This window comes from Streptomyces sp. NPDC053432, from assembly GCF_055585365.1.
In genome coordinates this window covers 336,997-355,573 of the sequence record NZ_JBVJKF010000003.1, presented here as the reverse complement: position 1 = coordinate 355,573, position 18,577 = coordinate 336,997, and the positions used below count along the sequence as shown (strand labels likewise).

Genomic DNA, 18,577 nt, shown 5'->3' with positions numbered 1-18,577 from the left:
TTTCGTCTTCAAGATGCGGCCAGGTCTCGGGCATCAGGCAGGTGGCACGAGGCCCATGATCGCGTCATGTTCGCAGACGCGGGCTGTTCAGATGACAGGTGGTCTGCCCAGACGGGTCAACCGCCAGACCGTACGCCATCTCATCGGGCGGCGGGGACCGCAGGGAGTCGTCCACCCCTCCCGGAATCCGCCGAACCAGGCCTTCAGCGCCGGGCCCGAGGGCTTGCGCAGGAGCGTCAGCAGGAGCCAGACGCCCACGTAGACCGGGACCAGAGGAGCGGGCAGGTTGCGGCGGGCGAGCCACACACGATTACGGGCCACCATACGGTGGTAAACGGCGTGCCGGGAGGGGGCGGTGGTCGGGTGCAGCAGCACCATGTCCGCCCGGTAGTCGATCGACCACCCCGCGTCAAGGGCCCGCCAGGCGAGGTCGGTCTCCTCGTGCGCGTAGAAGAAGTCCGCCGGAAGGCCTCCGACCTGCTCGAACACCTTCGTGCGCACCGCGTTGGCGCCGCCGAGGAAGGTGGTCACGCGCGAGGACCGCATCGGGTCCGAGGCGCGCAGCCGGGGCACGTGGCGGCGCTGGGTGATACCGGTCTCAGGGTCGGCGATCCGGAAGCTGATGATGCCGAGCCCCGGGTCCTCGGCGAAGGCCTGCCGGCACAGCTCGGCGGTGTCGGTGCGCTCCAGCAGACCGTCGTCGTCCAGGAAGAGCAGGGCGTCCACGTCGGAACCGCCCGGGCCGAAGGCCTCGATGCCGACGTTGCGTCCGCCGGGGATGCCCAGGTTCTCGGGCAGGTCGACGGTGCGGACGCCTTCGGGGACACCGGTGACCTTCACGCCCTGGCCCACGACGACGACCTCGATGGGGTCGCCCTCCTGACGGGCCACGGAGTCGATCAGAGCCTTCAGGTCGTCGGGGCGGTTGCCCATGGTGATGATCACGGCGCCCAGCCGCATCGGCGTACTCACTTGAGCCTGCTGGAGGCCAGGATCGACACCAGGTGCAGCACGGTCTGGAGCATCGCGATCGCGGCGAGGACGGCGACACCGACCCGGGACCAGAACAGGTCGCCGCGCATCTGGTCGGCGACGGCCAGCACCAGGATGAACAGCGAGGCCTCGATGCCGAGGACGAGGCGGTGGAACTTCAGCGCGGCGGCCGCCCGGCGGGCGAGCGCCATGCCGGAGGAGCGCGGCTCGGCGGCGGCGTCCTTGACCACGGGCTTGCCCGCCTGGTGCCGGGCGACGCCGACCAGGTCGGTCTCGGCCTTGATCAGGATCGCGCCGAGCGCCGCGAGGGTGCCCAGGAAGGCCCACAGCCAGTCGATCCGGCCGCCGCCCCAGAGGTCGGCGGCGCGCAGGCCGAAGCCGGTCAGGACCGCCGCGTCGCACAGGTAGGCACCGACCCGGTCCAGGTACACGCCGGACAGCGAGAACTGCTTCTTCCAGCGGGCCACCTCGCCGTCGACGCAGTCGAGCAGCAGGTAGAGCTGGACGGCCACGACGCCGAGGACGGCGCCCAGGACGCCCGGCACCAGCAGGGCCGGGAGGGCGAGGACGCCGGCGAGGGTCATCACGTAGGTCAGCTGGTTCGGCGTGACCTTCGTGGTGACCAGCATGCGGGTGATGCGCAGCGAGATCTCACGCATGTAGAGGCGGCCGCCCCAGTGCTCGCCGCTGACCCGGTCCTTGACGCCCGCCGGGTGTACGACGGGGCGGAGTTCAGCTACGGATGGTCTTGGCATAGTCGGCGTAAGCGTCCCTGATCTCGGCGGCGGACAGGTTGAGGTGTTCCAGGATCGTGAAGCGTCCCGGACGCGTCTGGGGGGCGTACTCGACGGCCGCGACGAACTCGTCGACGCTGAAGCCGATCTCCTCGGGGAGGACGGGCAGGCCGTGCCGGCGCAGCACCTCCGCGAAGAGCCCGGACTGCTCGGCGGCCCCCCGCAGGTGCATCGCGAAGGCGGCGCCGAGGCCGACCTGCTCGCCGTGGAGCGCGGAGCGCCCGGGGTGGAGCAGGTCGAAGGCGTGGCTGATCTCGTGGCAGGCGCCCGAGGCGGGGCGGGTGTCCCCGCTGATCGACATGGCGATGCCGGTGAGCACGAGCGACTCGGAGAGCACGGTGAGGAACTCGTCGTCGCCGCAGCCGCCGGGGTGGCGCAGGACCGCCTCGCCGGCGGTACGCGCCATGGCGGCGGCCAGGCCGTCGACGGTCTCCCCGTTGATCCGGTGCGAGAGCTCCCAGTCGGCGATGGCCGAGATGTTGGACAGCGCGTCGCCGATGCCGGCGCGGACGAACCGGACCGGCGCCTCCTTGATCACGTCGAGGTCGATGACCATCGCGATCGGGGTGGGCACGCCGTAGGAGCCGCGGCCGTTGTCGTTGTCGAGGGTCGCGACCGGCGAGCAGATGCCGTCGTGCGAGAGGTTGGTGGCGACCGCCACCATGGCAAGCCCGACCCGCGCCGCGGCGTACTTCGCCACGTCGATGATCTTGCCGCCGCCCAGGCCGACGACGGCGTCGTAGCGGCGGCCCTTTATGTCGTCGGCCAGCTTGACGGCGGAGTCGATGGTGCCGTCGACGACCGGGTACCAGTCGGCGTGCGGCAACACGGACTCCAGCTTGGCGCGCAGCACCTGGCCGGACCCGCCGCTGATCGCGATCGCGAGCTTGCCGGACGCCGAGATGCGCTGGTCGGCCAGGAGGCCGGCCAGGTCGTCCATCGCCCCGCGACTGATGTCGACGACGACGGGCGAGGGGATGAGCCTCGTCAGTACTGGCATGCGATCGTCCGGCCCTTGGCGAGGTCGTCGTGGTTGTCGATCTCGACCCACTTGACGTCGCCGATGGGGGCCACGTCGATCGTGAAGCCGTCGTTGACGAGCTGCTGGTAGCCGTCCTCGTAGTACAGGTCGGGGTCGCGCTCGAAGGTGGTCTTCAGCGCCTCGGCCAGCTGCTCGGCGGCCTCGGGCTCGATGAGGGTGACGCCGATGTACTCGCCGGTGGCGTCGGCGGGGTCCATCAGCTTGGTGATCTTCCGGACGCCCTGACCGTCGGCGGTGACGACCTTCATCTCCTCGTCGGCCAGGTTCTTGACCGTGTCGAGGGCGAGGATGATCTTCTGGCCGTTGCCGCGGGCGGCGAGCAGGGTCTGCTCGACGGAGACGGGGTGGACGGTGTCGCCGTTGGCGAGGATCACACCCTGTCCCAGGACCTCACGCGCGCACCACAGGGAGTAGGCGTTGTTCCACTCCTCGGCCTTGTCGTTGTCGATCAGCGTGATCTTGAGGCCGTACTTGGCCTCCAGGGCCTCCCGGCGCTCGTAGACGGCTTCCTTGCGGTAGCCGACGACGATGGCGACCTCGGTGAGGCCGACCGCGGCGAAGTTGCCGAGGGTCAGGTCGAGAACCGTCAGGCTCTCCTCGTCGCCCTCGGGGCCGACGGGCACGAGGGCCTTGGGCAGGGTGTCGGTGTAGGGACGCAGGCGGCGTCCGGCACCGGCAGCGAGTACAAGGCCGATCATGCTGGTTCTCCTTCGTCATGTACGGCGGGTGCCCCGGAGGAGACCCAGAAGCGGATGCTCTCCGCGAGCACCACGAGTGCCACGAACACGGCCAGGACCGTGAGCGCGACGGGGAAGTCCGATGCGCGCCCGGCGAGGACGGCGGCGAGGACCGCGGTCAGCAGGACCCGGCCCTCGTGGCCGCCGATCGTCCGCACCAGCCAGTGCGGGGGCGCTCCGGTGCCGCCGCGGATGCGGTACACCGTGTCGTAGTGATGGTAGGCGACCGCCGCGATCAGGCCGAATGCCGCCGGGAGCGCCCCGGGGACGTCCGCCTTGGCGGCGAGCACGAGGACCGTCACGTACTCCCCCGCCCGGAAGAGCGGCGGGATCAGCCAGTCGAGGGCGCCCTTGAGGGGGGCCGCGACGGCGAGGCCGGCGGTCATGGCGTAGATCACCGCGACGGCGGTCAGCCGCGCGTCGCCGAACGGCAGGTACAGGGCGGCCGCGATGATCAGCAGCGCGCCGAGGGCCGCGACGTACACCGATCCGAAGGTCCCGGCGCGGCCGCGCAGCAGCCGGGCCTGGAGCTCGGCGAGCGGGCCCGAGTCGGTGAGGTCGGCGAGGGCCTGGGCGGCCCGGTCCGTGCGCTTCGCCTTGCGGGTCAGGGAGCGCAGCACGCGGCCGGCGGTGGTGTAGAGCGCGCCGAAGGCGCAGCCGGCGATCAGGGCGTAGAAGACGATCCGGGGGGTGGTGAAGGCGGTCAGCACCGCGATCATGGCCCAGCGCTCACCGATCGGCAGGATGATCATCCGGCGGACCCAGACCGTCCAGCCGACGCTGTCGAGCTTGTCGGACAGGGCCGCCGTGGGGCTCGTGTTCGCCGTGGCGTCGTGGTTGGCCTCGTTGAACGAGAAGTCCACGACGTGCCGGCAGGTCATGAGGACCATGGCCCCGACGGCGAGGCCCCACACGTCGTCGCCGCTGCGGGCGGCGCCGAGGGCCAGGCCCGCGTAGAAGGAGTACTCCTTCGCGCGGTCGAAGGTGGCGTCGAGCCAGGCGCCCATCGTCGAGTACTGCAGCGAGTAGCGGGCGAGCTGCCCGTCGGTGCAGTCCAGTACGAAGGAGACGAGGAGCAGCACGCCGGCCGCCGCGTAGCCCCAGCGCTCGCCGGTGGCGGCGCAGCCGGCCGCGATCAGCGCGGTGATCAGCGAGGCGGTGGTGACCTGGTTCGGGGTCAGGCCGCGGCGCGCGCACCAGCGGGCGATGTAGCGCGAGTACGGGCTGATGAAGAAGGTGGTGAAGAACCCGTCGCGGGACTTCACGGCGGTCCGCAGCCGCACGGCCTCGTCGTCCACGGCGGCGACGGCGGCGGTCGCCGCCTCCCGTTCGGCCCCGGCGGCCGGGACGGCCGCGACGAGGGTGCCGAGCTCGGGACGCTGCACGGTGGTCCCGCCGGCCTCGACGGTGTCGGCGAGGAGGTCCGCGTAGGGGACGGAGCCGTCGGAACCGAGCGCGGCGGCCTTGGCGGCGGCCTCGTCGAGGGCGGCGCGGGCGCCGGGCTGCACGGAGAACGCGCCGGTGACGGCGCAGGCGTCGAAGCGCGGATCGGTCAGCGCGAGGCGCAGGGCGTGCACGTGCCCGACGAAGGCACTGTCGACGACGGCCACGCGCTGGTCGGCGGGGACGCCCGCGAGCGCGGCGGCGGTTTCCCGGGGACCGGCGGCGGGGCGGACGTCGAAGCCGAGGGAGCGCAGCTCGTCAGCGAGCGGTGATCCGGGGACCGGCAGGCCGGTGAGGATGACGGTCGGCAGACGAACTCACTCCTTGTGACGGATTGCGGACGGGCGCCCCCGTGGGGGCGCGGCACGTCGGCTGAGGCTATCGGATGAATGGAAGCCGGGGTTCATCACCCGTTTACGCCCCGATAAGCGGAATATTCCCGGGCGACCGGCCCCGGATCGGACCCCCGGCGGGGCCCGGCCCGGCCATCATTGACGATCATGGCTCCGTACCACAAACGGCGTGGATGTTACGGTGGACACGCCCTGTAGGTGAACGAGTGAGGAAGAGGTGGGTCGATGACCGTCGCAGTGGTCGCGGCCATGCGCAGCGAACTCCGGTGCGTCCCCCATTCCTCCAGGGCATCCGACCGCCGGGCCTGATCACACCGCTGACAGACCCCGGGTCGGCCGGAGCCCCCGTTCAAGGGTTCACGTTGACCGACATCACGGACGATTCTTCCGACGCCTTCATCGAGGCCTTCTTCTCCCTGCACCACGGCCTGCCCCGGCAGGCCCCCGGCTCCGACACGAGCACCCGGCAGCTGCTGTCCCTGTGCGGACCGCTCCCGGAGCGGCCGCGCGTCCTCGACCTGGGCTGCGGGCCGGGCCGCAGCGCCCTGCTGCTGGCCGCCGAGGCAGGTGCGGACGGCGCCGAGGTGACCGCCGTCGACCTGCACGTCCCCTTCCTCGGAGAACTGCGCGCCGCCGCGGAGGCCCGCGGGCTGTCCGACCGGGTCCGTACCGTCCGGGCGGACATGGGCGCGCTTCCCCCGGAGGAGTTCCCCGACGGCTCCTTCGACCTCGTGTGGGCCGAGGGTTCCGCCTACACCATCGGCTTCGGCACCGCGCTCGCCCGCTGGCGGCGGCTGCTCGCACCGGGCGGCACGATCGTGCTGACCGAGTGCGAGTGGACCGTGGCCGAGCCGTCCGCCGGGGCGCGCGCCTTCTGGGACGCGCAGTGCCCGCTGCGCTCCACCGCCGGGAACCTCGCCGCCGCCCAGAGCGCCGGGTACCGGGTGCTCGGCGTGCACCACCTGCCCGATTCCGACTGGGCCGAGTACTACGGACCGCTCGCCGAGCGGGTCCGCACCCGGTCGGGCGGCGGCTCCCCCGCGGTGGAGGCCGCGCTTGCCGCCACGCGCGAGGAGCTCGCCGTACGGGCCCGCCACGGGCACGAGTACGGCTACACCGGCTACGTGCTGCGCCCGGTGACCGCCGGGGAGGGCGGGGCCTGGCCGGCCCGCCCGGAGACGGCGGCCGACGCGGCCGCCGTGCGGGCCGTCAACCTGGCGGCCTTCGGGACCCCGCTGGAGGCGGACCTCGTGGACGCGCTGCGCACGGACGGGGCGTGGCTGCCCGGGCTGTCGTACGTGGCCGAGGGCCCGGACGGGTCGGTGGTGGCGCACGCCCTGCTGACCGCCTGCGCGGTGGACGGGGTCCGGGCGCTCGCGCTCGCCCCGGTCGCGGTCGATCCGGCGCTCCAGCGTTCGGGCGCGGGCAGCGCGGTGGTCCGGGCGCTGCTGGCGGCGGCCAGGGAGCGCGGGGAGTCGCTGGTCCTCGTGCTCGGGCACCCGGAGTACTACCCGCGCTTCGGTTTCGTACCGGCGTCGCGGTTCGGGATCCGGGCGCCGTTCGAGGTACCGGACGAGGCCGTGATGGCGCTCGTGCTGGACGCTTCCGTTCCGGTGCCGGCGGGCACGATCGGCTATGCGGCCCCGTTCGGAGTCTGATGATCCGCTCCCCGCCGCATATCACGCGGCGGGGAGCGGACGCGGACAGATCTTCGAAGTGGGGACAAGCCCCTTTTGTACGGCAGACTGAAGGCCGAAGTCCGAAGCGAAGGATGGGTATGCCGACCACACCAGCCACCGCCGCCAACAGTGCGACCGACGGCACCGGGACCCAAGAACCGATCATGCTCGAACTGGTCGACGAGTCCGGCAACACGATCGGCACGGCGGAGAAGCTCTCCGCCCATCAGGCGCCGGGGCAGCTGCACCGGGCGTTCTCTGTGTTCCTCTTCGACGAGCAGGGCCGGCTGCTGCTCCAGCAGCGGGCGCTCGGGAAGTACCACTCCCCCGGCGTCTGGTCGAACACCTGCTGCGGTCACCCCTACCCGGGGGAGTCGCCCTTCGCGGCGGCCGCCCGGCGGACCCACGAGGAGCTGGGGCTCTCGCCCTCGCTGCTCGCGGAGGCGGGAACGGTCCGCTACAACCACCCGGACCCCGCGTCGGGTCTGGTGGAGCAGGAGTTCAACCACCTTTTCGTGGGACTCGCGCAGGCCTCGGTGCGCCCCGATCCGGAGGAGATCGCGGACACCGCCTTCGTCACCGCCGAGGAGCTGGCCAAGCGGCACGCCGAAGTGCCGTTCTCGGCCTGGTTCATGACCGTGCTGGACGCGGCGCGGCCCGCGATCCGCGAGCTGACGGGGGACGCGGCGGGCTGGTAGCCCCCGCGACGCCCCTCAGCCGGCCGGGGCCGGGGCCGGCCCGGCGGGCGCGGTGAGCGGCAGGGCCGCCCAGATGACCTTGCCGCCGGTCGAGGTGTGCTCGACGTCGCAGACCCCGCCGGCCTCCAGCGTGACCTCGCGGACCAGGAGCAGGCCCCGGCCGCCGGTCTGACCGAAATCGGCCTCCAGCGCCTTCGGGCGGTACGGGTGGTTGTCCTCGACGGCCACCCGTACCCAGGAGCGGCCGATCGCCACCTCGACCGCGACCTCGGGCGAGAGCAGGGCGGCGTGCCGGACCGAGTTCGTCACCAGTTCGGAGACGATCAGCAGCAGGGAGTGGACGATGTCCTGGTGGGCGGGCACCCCCTGGCGCCCGAGCAGGTCCCGCACCGCACGGCGGGCCTGCGGAACGGATTCTTCTACCGCCGGGGCGGTGAACCTCCACACCCCCTCGTACGCGAGGGGGTCGGCTGGGGCCGCCGGCTCCGCCTCCCTGGCCTGCGGGACGCTCCCGCTGACATCCATATTCCGTCCCCCGTCTTCGCGCTCGATCGTCTCCACGCGTCAAGGGTGGTGAACGGGCTGGTCCGGACCGAACCGCTGACCAGAAGTCAGCGCCAATCGGACGCATTCCGACCGTTGGCGTATGACGGAGTCAGTTTTCGACTGTTCCTGATCCGCTGGATACCATCCGGCGCATGAACTCAGCCGGGGATCCCGCACTCCTCCACACCGTGGCCGACGGAGTGGCGACCGTGGTCATCTCGCATCCCGCCAAGCGCAACGCCATGACGGCGGCGATGTGGCGGGCGCTCCCCGGGCTGCTGACCGGCCTGGCGGACGATCCCGCGGTACGGGTGCTCGTGCTGACCGGGGCCGGAGAGACCTTCTGCGCGGGCGCGGACATCTCCTCGCTGACCGGGGACGAGGACCCGCGGGCCCTCGCCGTCACCGCGGAGGAGGCGCTGGCCGCCTTCCCCAAGCCGACGCTGGCCGCGATCCGCGGGTTCTGCGTGGGCGGCGGGAGCCAGCTGGCGGCGGCGTGCGATCTGCGCTTCGCGCAGGAGGGTGCGTCGTTCGGGGTGACCCCGGCGAAGCTGGGCATCGTCTACCCGGCGTCCTCCACCCGCCGACTGGCCGCGCTGGTCGGTCCGGCCTGGGCCAAGTACCTGCTCTTCTCCGCCGAGTTGATCGGCGCGGAGGCGGCGCTGCGCGCCGGATTCCTCAACGAGCTGCTGCCGGCCGGCCAACTGGACAAGCGGGTGTCCGAGTTCGCCCGGATCCTGGCCTCGCGCTCGCAGCTGACGCAGGCGGCGGCGAAGGAGTTCGCGGACGGCCGGACGGACCGGGACGGCCACTGGGAGGAACAGGCCGCCGGAAGCGACGACACCGCGGAGGGTGTCGCCGCGTTCCTGGAACGCCGCCCGCCGGTGTTCACGTGGACACCGTGAGCCCCCGTCGGCCTGCGGGTCGGCCGAAGTAGCCGCCCGGCCCGCCGGCGGTCGAGGCGCGGGGTCCGGGGCAGCGCCCCGGCAGCGTCGGGCGAGATCCTGCAGGGACGTCCCGGCCCACTCCTAGCCCAGCGGATTGGTCGCGCGCAGGTGCGCGACGAGCGCGGCCGGGGCCTTCGCGGGCGAACCCGCGTCGTAGGGCGGCTGCGGGTCGTACTCCGTCATCAGCTGGACGGCCTGGGCGTACTCGTCCCCCGCGATCCGGCCGAGCAGGGTGAGCCCCATGTCGATCCCGGAGGACACCCCCGCGGCCGTGACGTACTTCCCGTCCGTGACCACCCGCTCCCCGGTGGCCTCGGCGCCGAACTTCGACAGCCTGTCCAGGAACAGCCAGTGGCTGGTGGCCCGCCGCCCGTCGAGCAGCCCGGCGGCCGCCAGCAGCAGGGATCCCGTGCAGACGGAGGTGGTCCAGGTGGTGGTGGCGTCCACCGCCCGCAGCCACTCCATGACGGCGGGGTTCTCCATCTCCAGCTCGGGGTGCGGCCCCCCGGGCACGATGACGACGTCGGGCCGGGTCACCTCGTCGAGCCCCTTGTCGGCGACGAGCGCGAGCGACCCGTTGTCGGTGCGCACGGGCCCGGGACGCTCGGACACGAACACGACCTCGGCGTCGGGCAGCCGGCCGAGGGTGTCGAAGGGCCCGACGGCGTCGAGCGCGGTGAAGCGGTCGTAGAGCAGTACGGCGATCTGCATGGTTCCTCCGGAGCGGTGGTGGACGGATCAGGTCCTGGTGGTCTGGGGGGTGGGGCCGAAGCGCCGGCGGTACTCGGCCGGCGCCTGGCCCAGGGTCCGCACGAAGGCGCGCCGCAGCGCCTCCGGCGTGCCGTAGCCGCAGGCGCGGGAGATCTGGGCGACCCCCTGCGTGCCCTCCTCCAGCAGCCGGCGGGCGTGTTCCACGCGGACCCGTTCCACGAACCGGCCCGGGGTGACGCCCGTCTCCGCCTGGAAGGCCCGCGCGAAGTGCCTCGGCGAGAGGCGGGCCCGCGCGGCGAGGGCGTCGACGCTCAGGTCGCCGTCCGGGTGCTCCGTGATCCACTGCTGTACGTCCCGCAGGGGATCGCGGCGCGCCGTCTGGGCCGCGAGCTGCGCGCTGAACTGGGCCTGGTTGCCGGGCCTGCGCAGGAACACCACCAGGTGCCGGGCGATCGTCAGCGCGACGTCGCGCCCGTGGTCCTCCTCCACCAGGGCGAGCGCGAGGTCGATCCCCGCCGTGACCCCGGCCGAGGTGGCCACGGGTCCGTCGCGCACGTAGATGGGGTCCGGCTCCACCACGACGGCCGGATAGTCCCGCGCCATCCGGTCGCACACGTACCAGTGCGTCGTCGCCCGCCGCCCGTCCAGCAGTCCCGCCTCCGCCAGCAGCAGCCCGCCGGTGCACACCGACACAAGCCGCTCCGCGGCACCCCCGTGGGCGCGGAGCCAGTCGGTGAGCCGCGGCTCGAAGTCGCCCCGGTAGCGGCCCCCGGGCACCAGCAGCGTGGTCCCGGCGCCTGGCCGGGCGCTCTCCAGGTCCCCGTCGGGCACCAGCGTGAGGCCGCTGCTCGTGCGCACGGGCGCGCCTCCCGGCGACACCGTCCGGATCGTGTACGCCGGGCGCCCGGGGAAGCGGGCGAGCGCGGCGAAGACCTCCACCGGGCCGGTCACGTCCAGGCTCTGCACCCCGTCGTAGAGAAGGACGAGCACGTCGTTTCGCGGCGGCAACCTCATGCGTTCATGGTGGGGCGCCCCGCGCGATGGCCGCAATGACGGGCTTCCCACCTATACCGCCATGCCGGGACGGGACAGGTGCGGACGACGCCCCCGGCCCCGCGGTCCGGCCCGCCGTGACCGCGCTGTCGGCCGGTCCGCGGGGTGATCGGCGCGTGACCGTACGCCGTCCGGGGGGCCGGTCGCGGGCCCGGGCCCCGGCGGCCGGCCCGATAGGATCGGCGCATCATGACTGCAACCCTCGTCGCCAAGAAGCTCACCGCCGCGCACGGTGAGCGCACGCTCTTCGCCGATCTCGACCTCGTCGTCGCGCCCGGCGACGTCATCGGTCTCGTCGGCGTCAACGGCGCCGGGAAGTCGACCCTGCTGCGGCTGCTCGCCGGGCTGGACACCCCCGAGACCGGTGAGCTGCGGCTCTCGCCGCCCACCGCCGTCGTGGGCCACCTCCCGCAGGAGCCCGAGCGCCGGCCGGAGGAGTCCGTACGCGACTTCCTGGCCCGCCGCACCGGCGTGGCCGCCGCGCAGGCGGAGCTGGACGCGGCCACGCAGGGCCTCGTGGACGGGGCGCCGGGCGCGGACGACGCGTACGCGACGGCGCTGGACCGGTGGCTGGACCTCGGCGGCGCGGACCTCGACGAGCGTGCCGAGGAGGTCGCGGACGACCTCGGCCTCACGGTGGGCCTGGACCTGCCGATGACGGCGCTCTCCGGCGGCCAGGCGGCCCGCGCGGGCCTCGCCTCGCTGCTGCTCTCCCGCTACGACGTCTTCCTCCTCGACGAGCCCACCAACGACCTGGACCTGGACGGTCTGGAGCGGCTGGAGCGCTTCGTCAAGGGGCTGCGCGCGGGCACGGTCGTGATCAGCCACGACCGCGAGTTCCTGACGCGGACGGTCACCAAGGTCCTCGAACTGGACCTGGCCCAGCAGCAGATCAACCTCTACGGCGGCGGGTACGAGTCCTACCTGGAGGAGCGGGCCCGGGCCCGCAGCCACGCCCGCGAGGAGTTCGAGGAGTACGCGGACAAGAAGTCCGCCCTCGAGGGCCGCGCGCAGATGCAGCGCAACTGGATGGACAAGGGCGTGCGCAACGCCCGCCGGAAGTCGAGCGACAACGACAAGATCGGCAAGGCGCTGCGCGGCGAGTCCAGCGAGAAGCAGGCCGCGAAGGCCCGCCAGACGCAGCGGGCGATCGAGCGGCTGGAGGTCGTGGAGGAGCCGCGCAAGGAGTGGGAGCTGCGCATGGAGATCGCGGCGGCCCCGCGCTCCGGCTCGGTGGTGGCCACCCTGCGCGAGGCGGCCGTCAAGCGCGGGGACTTCGCCTTCGGCCCGGCGAGCCTGCAGATCGACTGGGCGGACCGGGTCGCGATCACGGGCGCGAACGGCGCCGGCAAGTCCACGCTCCTGGCCCTGCTCCTGGGCAGGCTGGCCCCGGACTCCGGCTCCGCGACCCTGGGCTCCGGCGTCCTGGTCGGCGAGGTCGACCAGGCCCGCGGTCTGTTCCTCGGCGAGGAGTCCCTGCTGGAGGCCTTCTGCGCGGCGGTCCCGGACACCGAGCCCGCCGAAGTCCGCACCCTGCTGGCCAAGTTCGGTCTCAAGGCGGCCCACGTCCTGCGTCCGGCGGCCACGCTCTCCCCCGGCGAGCGCACCCGAGCGGCGCTGGCCCTGCTCCAGGGCCGGGGGGTGAACCTGCTGGTCCTGGACGAGCCCACCAACCACCTGGACCTCCCCGCGATCGAGCAGCTGGAGTCCGCCCTGGAGTCCTACGAGGGCACGCTCCTGCTGGTCACCCACGACCGCCGGATGCTGGACGCCGTCCGGGTGACGCGCCGCCTGCGGGTCGCGGCCGGCAAGGTCGTCGAGCTGTAGCGGGAGGGGCAGATCCCGAGGTGCCGATCGCCTCGAACCGGACTAGCCTTTGTGAGTGAGAGCCGCAACCGCGGAGCACACCCGCGCGGGCAGCAGTCCCGCGTCGACGGTATCGAGCTTCCGCATTTCCCGCGGCCCTGTATCCGATCCGCGCTGCGCATTCTGATTTGCGGCTGCGGTTCCGTCCCCTCACACCCCGAAGAGGTGCGGGAGAGGGCGGGAGGAAAGGGAAATTCTCATGTTTGCACAGAGAGCGAAGCGCCTGTTCGCGGTTTCCGCCGCTGGTGTCCTGATGGCCGGCGGGGCCGCCCTCGCGACCGCGGGCACCGCCTCCGCGGCAACTCCGACCCAGCACGTCAGCTATGTCGCCGGTGGCTGGGACGACGATGATGACGACTGGGGCGGCTACGGTGGCCACGGCGGCTACGGCGGCTGGCACCACGGTGGTTGGGACCACGACCACGACAACGGCTGGGACGACGACGACTGCGGCTAGTCCCTTCACCCCAGGCCGGCGCGGCCCGTGACCGGGCCGCGCACCGGCCTGCCGGGCGGCTTCAGCCGCCGTCCGGACGGTCCGCGGGGGCGCGCCGCTTGCGTGCCATCCTGCGGGCCACGAAATCGCGCGGGAGGTGCCTGACCGCCCATGCGTAGGCGCGGTAGCGGCCGCCCGTGATGCTGAGGGGGCGGCGCAGCGCCAGGTCGCGCAGGGCGCGGTCGACGACCGCCTGCGGTTCCAGCCAGACCGCGTCGCGCAGTGCGCTGACGTCCATCCCGGCCCGCTCCTGGAACTCGGTGCGGGTGAAACCTGGCACCACCGCGAGGACGCGGACACCGTACGGCTCCATGTCCACCCGGAGGGATTCGCTGAAGGCGGTGATCCAGGCCTTGGCCGCTCCGTAGGTTCCGGTGGGCAACAGGCCCGCCACCGACGAGACGTTGAGGACGGCTCCCCGGCGGCGCTCGCGCAGGCCCGGAAGCAGGGCGTGGGTGAGCCGGAGCGGGACCTTGACCAGCAGGTCCAGCATCCGTTCCTCGTCCTCCACGGGGCTGTGGGGGAAGGGCGCGGGCAGTCCGAAGCCGGCGTTGTTGACCAGCACGTCCACGGGCCGGGCCCGGTCCGCGAGGCGCTCGGTGACCGACGCGCACTGCGCCGGATCCAGGAGGTCGGCCGGCAACACCTCGCAGGACACGGCGAATTGCCGGCCCAGTTCTCCGGCGAGGGCGTCGAGGCGGGCCGTGTCGCGGGCCACGAGCACGAGGTCGCAGCCCTTGGCGGCGAAGCCGCGGGCGAAGGCGGCGCCCAGTCCGGCGCTCGCGCCCGTGATCAGTACGGTGGTCGTCTTCGTCGTCAAGACGGGTTCACTTCCCGGTGGGTGCCGCGGCGGCGTACTCCTGTGCGACGTCGACGAGGAACGCCGCCTCGTCCGCCAGGTCTCCGTCCGCCTTCGTGGTCTGGATCGCGGCCGGAAGTTCCAACGCGGCCGCCTCGCCCGCCTGACCGGGCAGTCCGTCGAGTTTGGCCTGCCGCGCCTCGCGCAGTACGCGGGCCAGCGCGGCGGCGGTGCGCCGCTGTTCGGGGACCCCGCGGCCGGCGACGTGGCCGCGGGCCTGCTCCAGGGCGCCGGGGGCGACGTACTCCCCCAGGATCAGGATGGCGTCGCGCGTCTCGATGACCTTGCGGTAGACGAGCAGGTTGCGCGGGACGGGCGGCCACAGCAGTTCCACCACCCGCCCGGCCCGCGGCTTGTTGAGGGCCACGTGCGGTACGGCCTGGACCAGGTCGCGCCACAGCGGCCACAGCCGCCACGCGGTGGCGATGTCGGCGGCGCCGCGGCGGAAGGTGAACAGCGTGGGCACGAGGATCGCGGCGGCGCGCAGCAGACCGTGCAGGTTCATCAGCAGCGGCAGGGCGGGCATCGCCCAGGTGCTGCCGAAGAGGCCCTTGAGCAGGTACGCGAACCAGAAGAGGCCCGCGAGCGCGGTGCCGAGCCCGAACAGCCGCAGTCCGGCGGCCAGTCCGCGGCTCTCGGTGCGCCGGCTGTAGCGCCAGCACAGGGCCACGCAGACGGTGTTGGCCACCAGGTGCGCGGAGATCAGGACCAGCCAGTACGCGAGGGAGGGCACCGGCTCGCCGACCGGCGGCATGGTGTGGCCGCCGTGCGCGGGGGCGGCCGCGTCCAGGGCGTACAGGGCGGCGAGCCATCCCACGGTGGCGGCGCAGGAGACGATTTGGAGCCGGCGGCCCTTGGTGGTGGCGGCCACGAAGTAGAGCACGGCGCCCGCCGACAGCACGCCGGTGACGTTGCGGAAGAGGCCGATGGCGTGGGCGTAGCCGGGGCCGCGGCGCATCGCGTACGCGACCACGTCGGGCAGGTTCAGGGTCATCGCGGCCGCCGCGGTGGCCACGGCCAGCCACAGTCCGCGCTGGTGCGGGGAGCGCAGGGCGCCGGGGGCGCGCAGCAGGAGGGCGATCCACAGGCACACCACGCTGGGGACGGCGAGCCAGTTGCCGAAGGCGGTCAGGTCAGCGGCCACCGTTCCTCCGCTCGTACCCCATGGCGGACTCCAGCCGAGCCAGGGTGTCGCGCGGCGGGACCGCTGCGGCGTGCGGGCCGGTGTTCGCCGTGCGGATGCGGATCATGCTGGCGAGCATCTCCGCCTCCTGCTCCTGACGGGTGGTGTAGTTGGTGCGCCCGAGCACGGTGAGGGTGCGGCCGTCGTGCACGTCGGCGTCGTCGTCGGCTTCCACGGAGTGGTGTCCGAAGAGGATGTGGCCGAGTTCGTGGAGCACGATGTGCTCCCGGTGCAGCGGGGTGGTCTGCGCCTCGTAGAAGACGTAGTCGACGCTGACCGTCCCCACCCAGAGTCCGCAGACCCCCGTCTCCGCCGCCTCCTTGGGAAGCGGGTGGAGCCGGATGGGGCGGCCGCGCTGCTCGGCTATTCGGTCGCAGAGTTCATCCAGGGAGAACGGATGAGGTAATTCCAGATGGCCGAGAATGTTCTCGCACCGTTTGCGCAGACTGACTCGCCGGTGGGACATGTGATCCCTCTTCGGACCCTTTCTCGGGCAGCGTCTGTAGGCGTGCGGGGGCGTGGGCATGGTGTCCTGTGCCTTCAAAGCGGCCTCGGGGAACACGGTCCTGAGGGGAATGCGGAAGCCCGTCCGCCGAGTGACGAACGGGCGTTCCACATGCCTACATATCTTCTGCCGCCCTTGGCAAGGCAACTCCCCAGGTGGGGAAGGTATTCGGCCATGCCGGGCGCGGGCCCGCGCGGGACGTGCGGGAGGGCGTTCGCCTACCGCTTGCGGCGGTCCTCGGGGCCGGTGAGGCCGGCCCGGCGCAGGGCGTCCGCCATCGCGCTGTTGGCGGGTGCGGGGGCGCTGCCGCCGCCCTGCCGCTGGCCCTGACCCCGCTGGCCCTGTCCCTGGCCGCCGCGCTGGCCCTGGCCCTGGCCTCCGCCACCGCCGCCGCGCTGCTGCGGCGGGCGGCCGCCGCCGGAGCGGCGTTCCTGGCGGTCCTGCCGCGGGGCGCCGCCCGCCGGGCGCTCGGCCTCGTCCTCCAGGCGCAGCGTCAGCGAGATGCGCTTGCGCGGGATGTCCACGTCCATGACCTTCACGCGGACGATGTCGCCCGGCTTGACCACGTCCCGCGGGTCCTTGACGAAGGTCTTCGAGAGGGCCGAGACGTGCGCCAGCCCGTCCTGGTGGACGCCGATGTCGATGAAGGCGCCGAAGGCGGCCACGTTGGTGACCACGCCCTCCAGGATCATCCCGGGGGCCAGGTCCCCGATCTTCTCCACGCCCTCCTTGAAGGTGGCCGTCTTGAAGGCGGGGCGCGGGTCGCGGCCCGGCTTCTCCAGCTCGCGCAGGATGTCGGTGACCGTGGGCAGGCCGAAGGCCTCGGTGACGAACTGCTCCGGGCGCAGCGAGCGCAGTACGGCGGTGTTGCCGATCAGGGCCGCCACCTCGCCGCCGGCCGTCTTGCCCATGGACCGGACGACGGGGTACGCCTCGGGGTGCACGGCGGAGGCGTCCAGTGGGTCGTCACCGCCGCGGATGCGCAGGAAGCCCGCGCACTGCTCGTACGCCTTCGGGCCGAGGCGGGCCACGTCCTTGAGGCCCTTGCGGCTGCGGAAGGGGCCGTTGGCGTCGCGGTGGGCGACGATGTTCTCGGCGAGGGTGCCGCTGATGCCCGAGACCCGCGAGAGCAGCGGCGCGGAAGCGGTGTTGACGTCGACGCCCACGCCGTTCACGCAGTCCTCGACGACCGCGTCGAGCGAGCGGGAGAGCTTCACCTCGGACAGGTCGTGCTGGTACTGGCCGACACCGATCGACTTCGGGTCGATCTTGACGAGTTCGGCGAGCGGGTCCTGGAGGCGGCGGGCGATGGAGACGGCGCCGCGCAGGGACACGTCCATGCCGGGCAGTTCCTGCGAGGCGAAGGCGGAGGCCGAGTACACGGAGGCGCCGGCCTCCGAGACCATCACCTTGGTGAGCCCCAGCTCGGGGTGGCGGGTGATGAGGTCCCCGGCGAGCTTGTCGGTCTCGCGGGAGGCCGTGCCGTTGCCAATGGCGACCAGCTCGACCGCGTGCTCCTTCGCGAGGCGGGCCAGCTTGGCGAGGGACTCGTCCCACTTGTTGGCGGGCACGTGCGGGTAGATCACGTCCGTGGCCACGACCTTGCCGGTGGCGTCGACGACGGCGACCTTGACCCCGGTGCGGAAGCCCGGGTCGAGACCGAGGGTGGCGCGGGTGCCGGCGGGGGCGGCGAGCAGCAGGTCGCGCAGGTTCGACGCGAAGACCCGTACGGCCTCGTCCTCGGCGGCGGCGCGCAGCCGGGCCCGCAGGTCGATGCCGAGGTGCACCTGGATCTTGGTGCGCCAGGACCAGCGCACCGTGTCCGCGAGCCACTTGTCGCCCGGGCGGCCGCGGTCGGCGATGCCGAAGCGGCGGGCGATCATGCCCTCGTACGTGGACGGGCCCGGGGTCTCGCCCGGCTCCTCCGGCTCCAGCTCCAGCGTGAGGACGTCCTCCTTCTCGCCGCGCAGCATCGCCAGGACGCGGTGGGAGGGCAGTGCGGTGAGCGGCTCCGCGAAGTCGAAGTAGTCGGCGAACTTCGCGCCCGCCTCCTCCTTGCCCTCGCGGACCTTGGCGGCGAGCCGGCCGCGGCCCCACATGCGCTCGCGCAGTTCGCCGATGAGGTCGGCGTCCTCGGCGAACTTCTCGGTGAGGATGGCGCGGGCGCCCTCCAGGGCGGCGGCCGGGTCGGCGACGCCCTTGCCGGGGTCGACGAACGCGGCCGCCGCGGCGGCGGGTTCGGTGGACGGGTCGGCCAGCAGGCCTTCGGCGAGGGGCTCCAGCCCCGCTTCGCGGGCGATCTGCGCCTTGGTGCGGCGCTTGGGCTTGAACGGGAGGTAGATGTCCTCCAGCCGGGCCTTGGTGTCGGCCGCGTTGATCCGCGCCTCCAGCTCGGCGTCGAGCTTGCCCTGTTCCCGTACGGAGTCGAGGATCGCCGCGCGCCGGTCCTCCAGCTCGCGCAGATACCGCAGCCGCTCCTCGAGGGTGCGCAGCTGGGCGTCGTCGAGCATCTCGGTCGCTTCCTTGCGGTAGCGCGCGATGAACGGCACGGTCGAGCCGCCGTCGAGCAGCTCGACGGCCGCCTTGACCTGCCGCTCCCGTACGCCGAGCTCCTCGGCGATCCTGCCTTCGATGGACGTCGTCACGATCGGGTCCCGCCTGCCTTCGTTTGC

General features: G+C 72.8%; 17 protein-coding genes. 5 read left to right on the top strand and 12 right to left on the bottom strand.

Features of this window, described 5'->3' with window-relative positions; translation table 11 throughout:
* Positions 1-87 precede the first annotated feature (87 nt).
* Genes ACZ6Y1_RS07690 through ACZ6Y1_RS07670 form a run of 5 tightly spaced genes read right to left on the bottom strand, consistent with a single transcriptional unit; the run spans position 88 to position 5,320 of the window.
* On the bottom strand, positions 88-960 hold the full coding sequence (locus ACZ6Y1_RS07690; RefSeq protein WP_469624889.1) for a glycosyltransferase family 2 protein: 873 nt from the start codon (positions 958-960) through the stop codon (positions 88-90).
* An 8-nt stretch (positions 961-968) separates the two neighbouring features.
* Complete coding sequence (locus ACZ6Y1_RS07685) at positions 969-1,748, bottom strand: CDP-alcohol phosphatidyltransferase family protein (protein ID WP_469624587.1); 780 nt, start codon at positions 1,746-1,748, stop codon at positions 969-971.
* Entirely contained in the window at positions 1,726-2,787 is a 1,062-nt protein-coding gene (locus tag ACZ6Y1_RS07680; protein ID WP_469624584.1) for an iron-containing alcohol dehydrogenase family protein, read from the bottom strand. The genes ACZ6Y1_RS07685 and ACZ6Y1_RS07680 overlap by 23 nt, the downstream gene beginning before the upstream one ends.
* Complete coding sequence (locus ACZ6Y1_RS07675) at positions 2,775-3,527, bottom strand: phosphocholine cytidylyltransferase family protein (protein ID WP_469624582.1); 753 nt, start codon at positions 3,525-3,527, stop codon at positions 2,775-2,777. The genes ACZ6Y1_RS07680 and ACZ6Y1_RS07675 overlap by 13 nt, the downstream gene beginning before the upstream one ends.
* Complete coding sequence (locus ACZ6Y1_RS07670; protein ID WP_469624887.1) at positions 3,524-5,320, bottom strand: DUF5941 domain-containing protein; 1,797 nt, start codon at positions 5,318-5,320, stop codon at positions 3,524-3,526. Before ACZ6Y1_RS07670 ends, ACZ6Y1_RS07675 begins: the two co-directional genes overlap by 4 nt.
* Before the next feature lie 413 nt (positions 5,321-5,733).
* Here ACZ6Y1_RS07670 and ACZ6Y1_RS07665 point away from each other — a divergent pair, with 413 nt between their 5' ends.
* Together ACZ6Y1_RS07665 and idi are read left to right on the top strand one after the other, a co-directional pair.
* Positions 5,734-7,020 (top strand): GNAT family N-acetyltransferase, encoded by a 1,287-nt coding sequence (locus ACZ6Y1_RS07665; protein ID WP_469624885.1) that lies wholly within the window; start codon positions 5,734-5,736, stop codon positions 7,018-7,020.
* Between the two features lie 119 nt (positions 7,021-7,139).
* A complete protein-coding gene (gene idi / locus ACZ6Y1_RS07660; protein WP_469624579.1) occupies positions 7,140-7,739 on the top strand; it encodes an isopentenyl-diphosphate Delta-isomerase in 600 nt (199 codons plus the stop codon).
* A gap of 15 nt (positions 7,740-7,754) precedes the next feature.
* Here idi and ACZ6Y1_RS07655 read toward each other — a convergent pair whose 3' ends face one another.
* A complete protein-coding gene (locus tag ACZ6Y1_RS07655; protein WP_469624577.1) occupies positions 7,755-8,264 on the bottom strand; it encodes an ATP-binding protein in 510 nt (169 codons plus the stop codon).
* A 173-nt stretch (positions 8,265-8,437) separates the two neighbouring features.
* Here ACZ6Y1_RS07655 and ACZ6Y1_RS07650 point away from each other — a divergent pair, with 173 nt between their 5' ends.
* Positions 8,438-9,190, top strand: coding sequence for an enoyl-CoA hydratase/isomerase family protein (locus ACZ6Y1_RS07650; RefSeq protein WP_469624575.1), 753 nt, complete (start codon positions 8,438-8,440; stop codon positions 9,188-9,190).
* Between the two features lie 123 nt (positions 9,191-9,313).
* Here ACZ6Y1_RS07650 and ACZ6Y1_RS07645 read toward each other — a convergent pair whose 3' ends face one another.
* Both ACZ6Y1_RS07645 and ACZ6Y1_RS07640 read right to left on the bottom strand, forming a co-directional pair.
* Complete coding sequence (locus tag ACZ6Y1_RS07645; protein WP_469624572.1) at positions 9,314-9,943, bottom strand: DJ-1/PfpI family protein; 630 nt, start codon at positions 9,941-9,943, stop codon at positions 9,314-9,316.
* A gap of 27 nt (positions 9,944-9,970) precedes the next feature.
* A complete protein-coding gene (locus ACZ6Y1_RS07640; RefSeq protein ID WP_469624570.1) occupies positions 9,971-10,957 on the bottom strand; it encodes a GlxA family transcriptional regulator in 987 nt (328 codons plus the stop codon).
* Between the two features lie 228 nt (positions 10,958-11,185).
* On the opposite strand from ACZ6Y1_RS07640, the gene abc-f reads away from it, so the two are divergent.
* Both abc-f and ACZ6Y1_RS07630 read left to right on the top strand, forming a co-directional pair.
* Positions 11,186-12,823, top strand: a complete 1,638-nt coding sequence (gene abc-f, locus ACZ6Y1_RS07635; RefSeq protein ID WP_469624568.1) for a ribosomal protection-like ABC-F family protein — start codon at positions 11,186-11,188, stop codon at positions 12,821-12,823.
* A 238-nt stretch (positions 12,824-13,061) separates the two neighbouring features.
* A complete protein-coding gene (locus ACZ6Y1_RS07630; RefSeq protein ID WP_469624566.1) occupies positions 13,062-13,319 on the top strand; it encodes a hypothetical protein in 258 nt (85 codons plus the stop codon).
* A gap of 61 nt (positions 13,320-13,380) precedes the next feature.
* Here ACZ6Y1_RS07630 and ACZ6Y1_RS07625 read toward each other — a convergent pair whose 3' ends face one another.
* The 4 genes from ACZ6Y1_RS07625 to ACZ6Y1_RS07610 form a co-directional block, all read right to left on the bottom strand.
* Positions 13,381-14,178 (bottom strand): SDR family NAD(P)-dependent oxidoreductase, encoded by a 798-nt coding sequence (locus ACZ6Y1_RS07625; protein WP_469624564.1) that lies wholly within the window; start codon positions 14,176-14,178, stop codon positions 13,381-13,383.
* A 7-nt stretch (positions 14,179-14,185) separates the two neighbouring features.
* On the bottom strand, positions 14,186-15,361 hold the full coding sequence (locus tag ACZ6Y1_RS07620; RefSeq protein ID WP_469624562.1) for an MAB_1171c family putative transporter: 1,176 nt from the start codon (positions 15,359-15,361) through the stop codon (positions 14,186-14,188).
* On the bottom strand, positions 15,351-15,866 hold the full coding sequence (locus ACZ6Y1_RS07615) for a hypothetical protein (protein ID WP_469624560.1): 516 nt from the start codon (positions 15,864-15,866) through the stop codon (positions 15,351-15,353). The genes ACZ6Y1_RS07620 and ACZ6Y1_RS07615 overlap by 11 nt, the downstream gene beginning before the upstream one ends.
* Before the next feature lie 257 nt (positions 15,867-16,123).
* The gene (locus ACZ6Y1_RS07610) at positions 16,124-18,550 is read right to left on the bottom strand and encodes a Tex family protein (RefSeq protein WP_469624556.1); all 2,427 of its coding nucleotides are present in this window, start codon (positions 18,548-18,550) and stop codon (positions 16,124-16,126) included.
* Between the last annotated feature and the right edge of the window lie 27 nt (positions 18,551-18,577).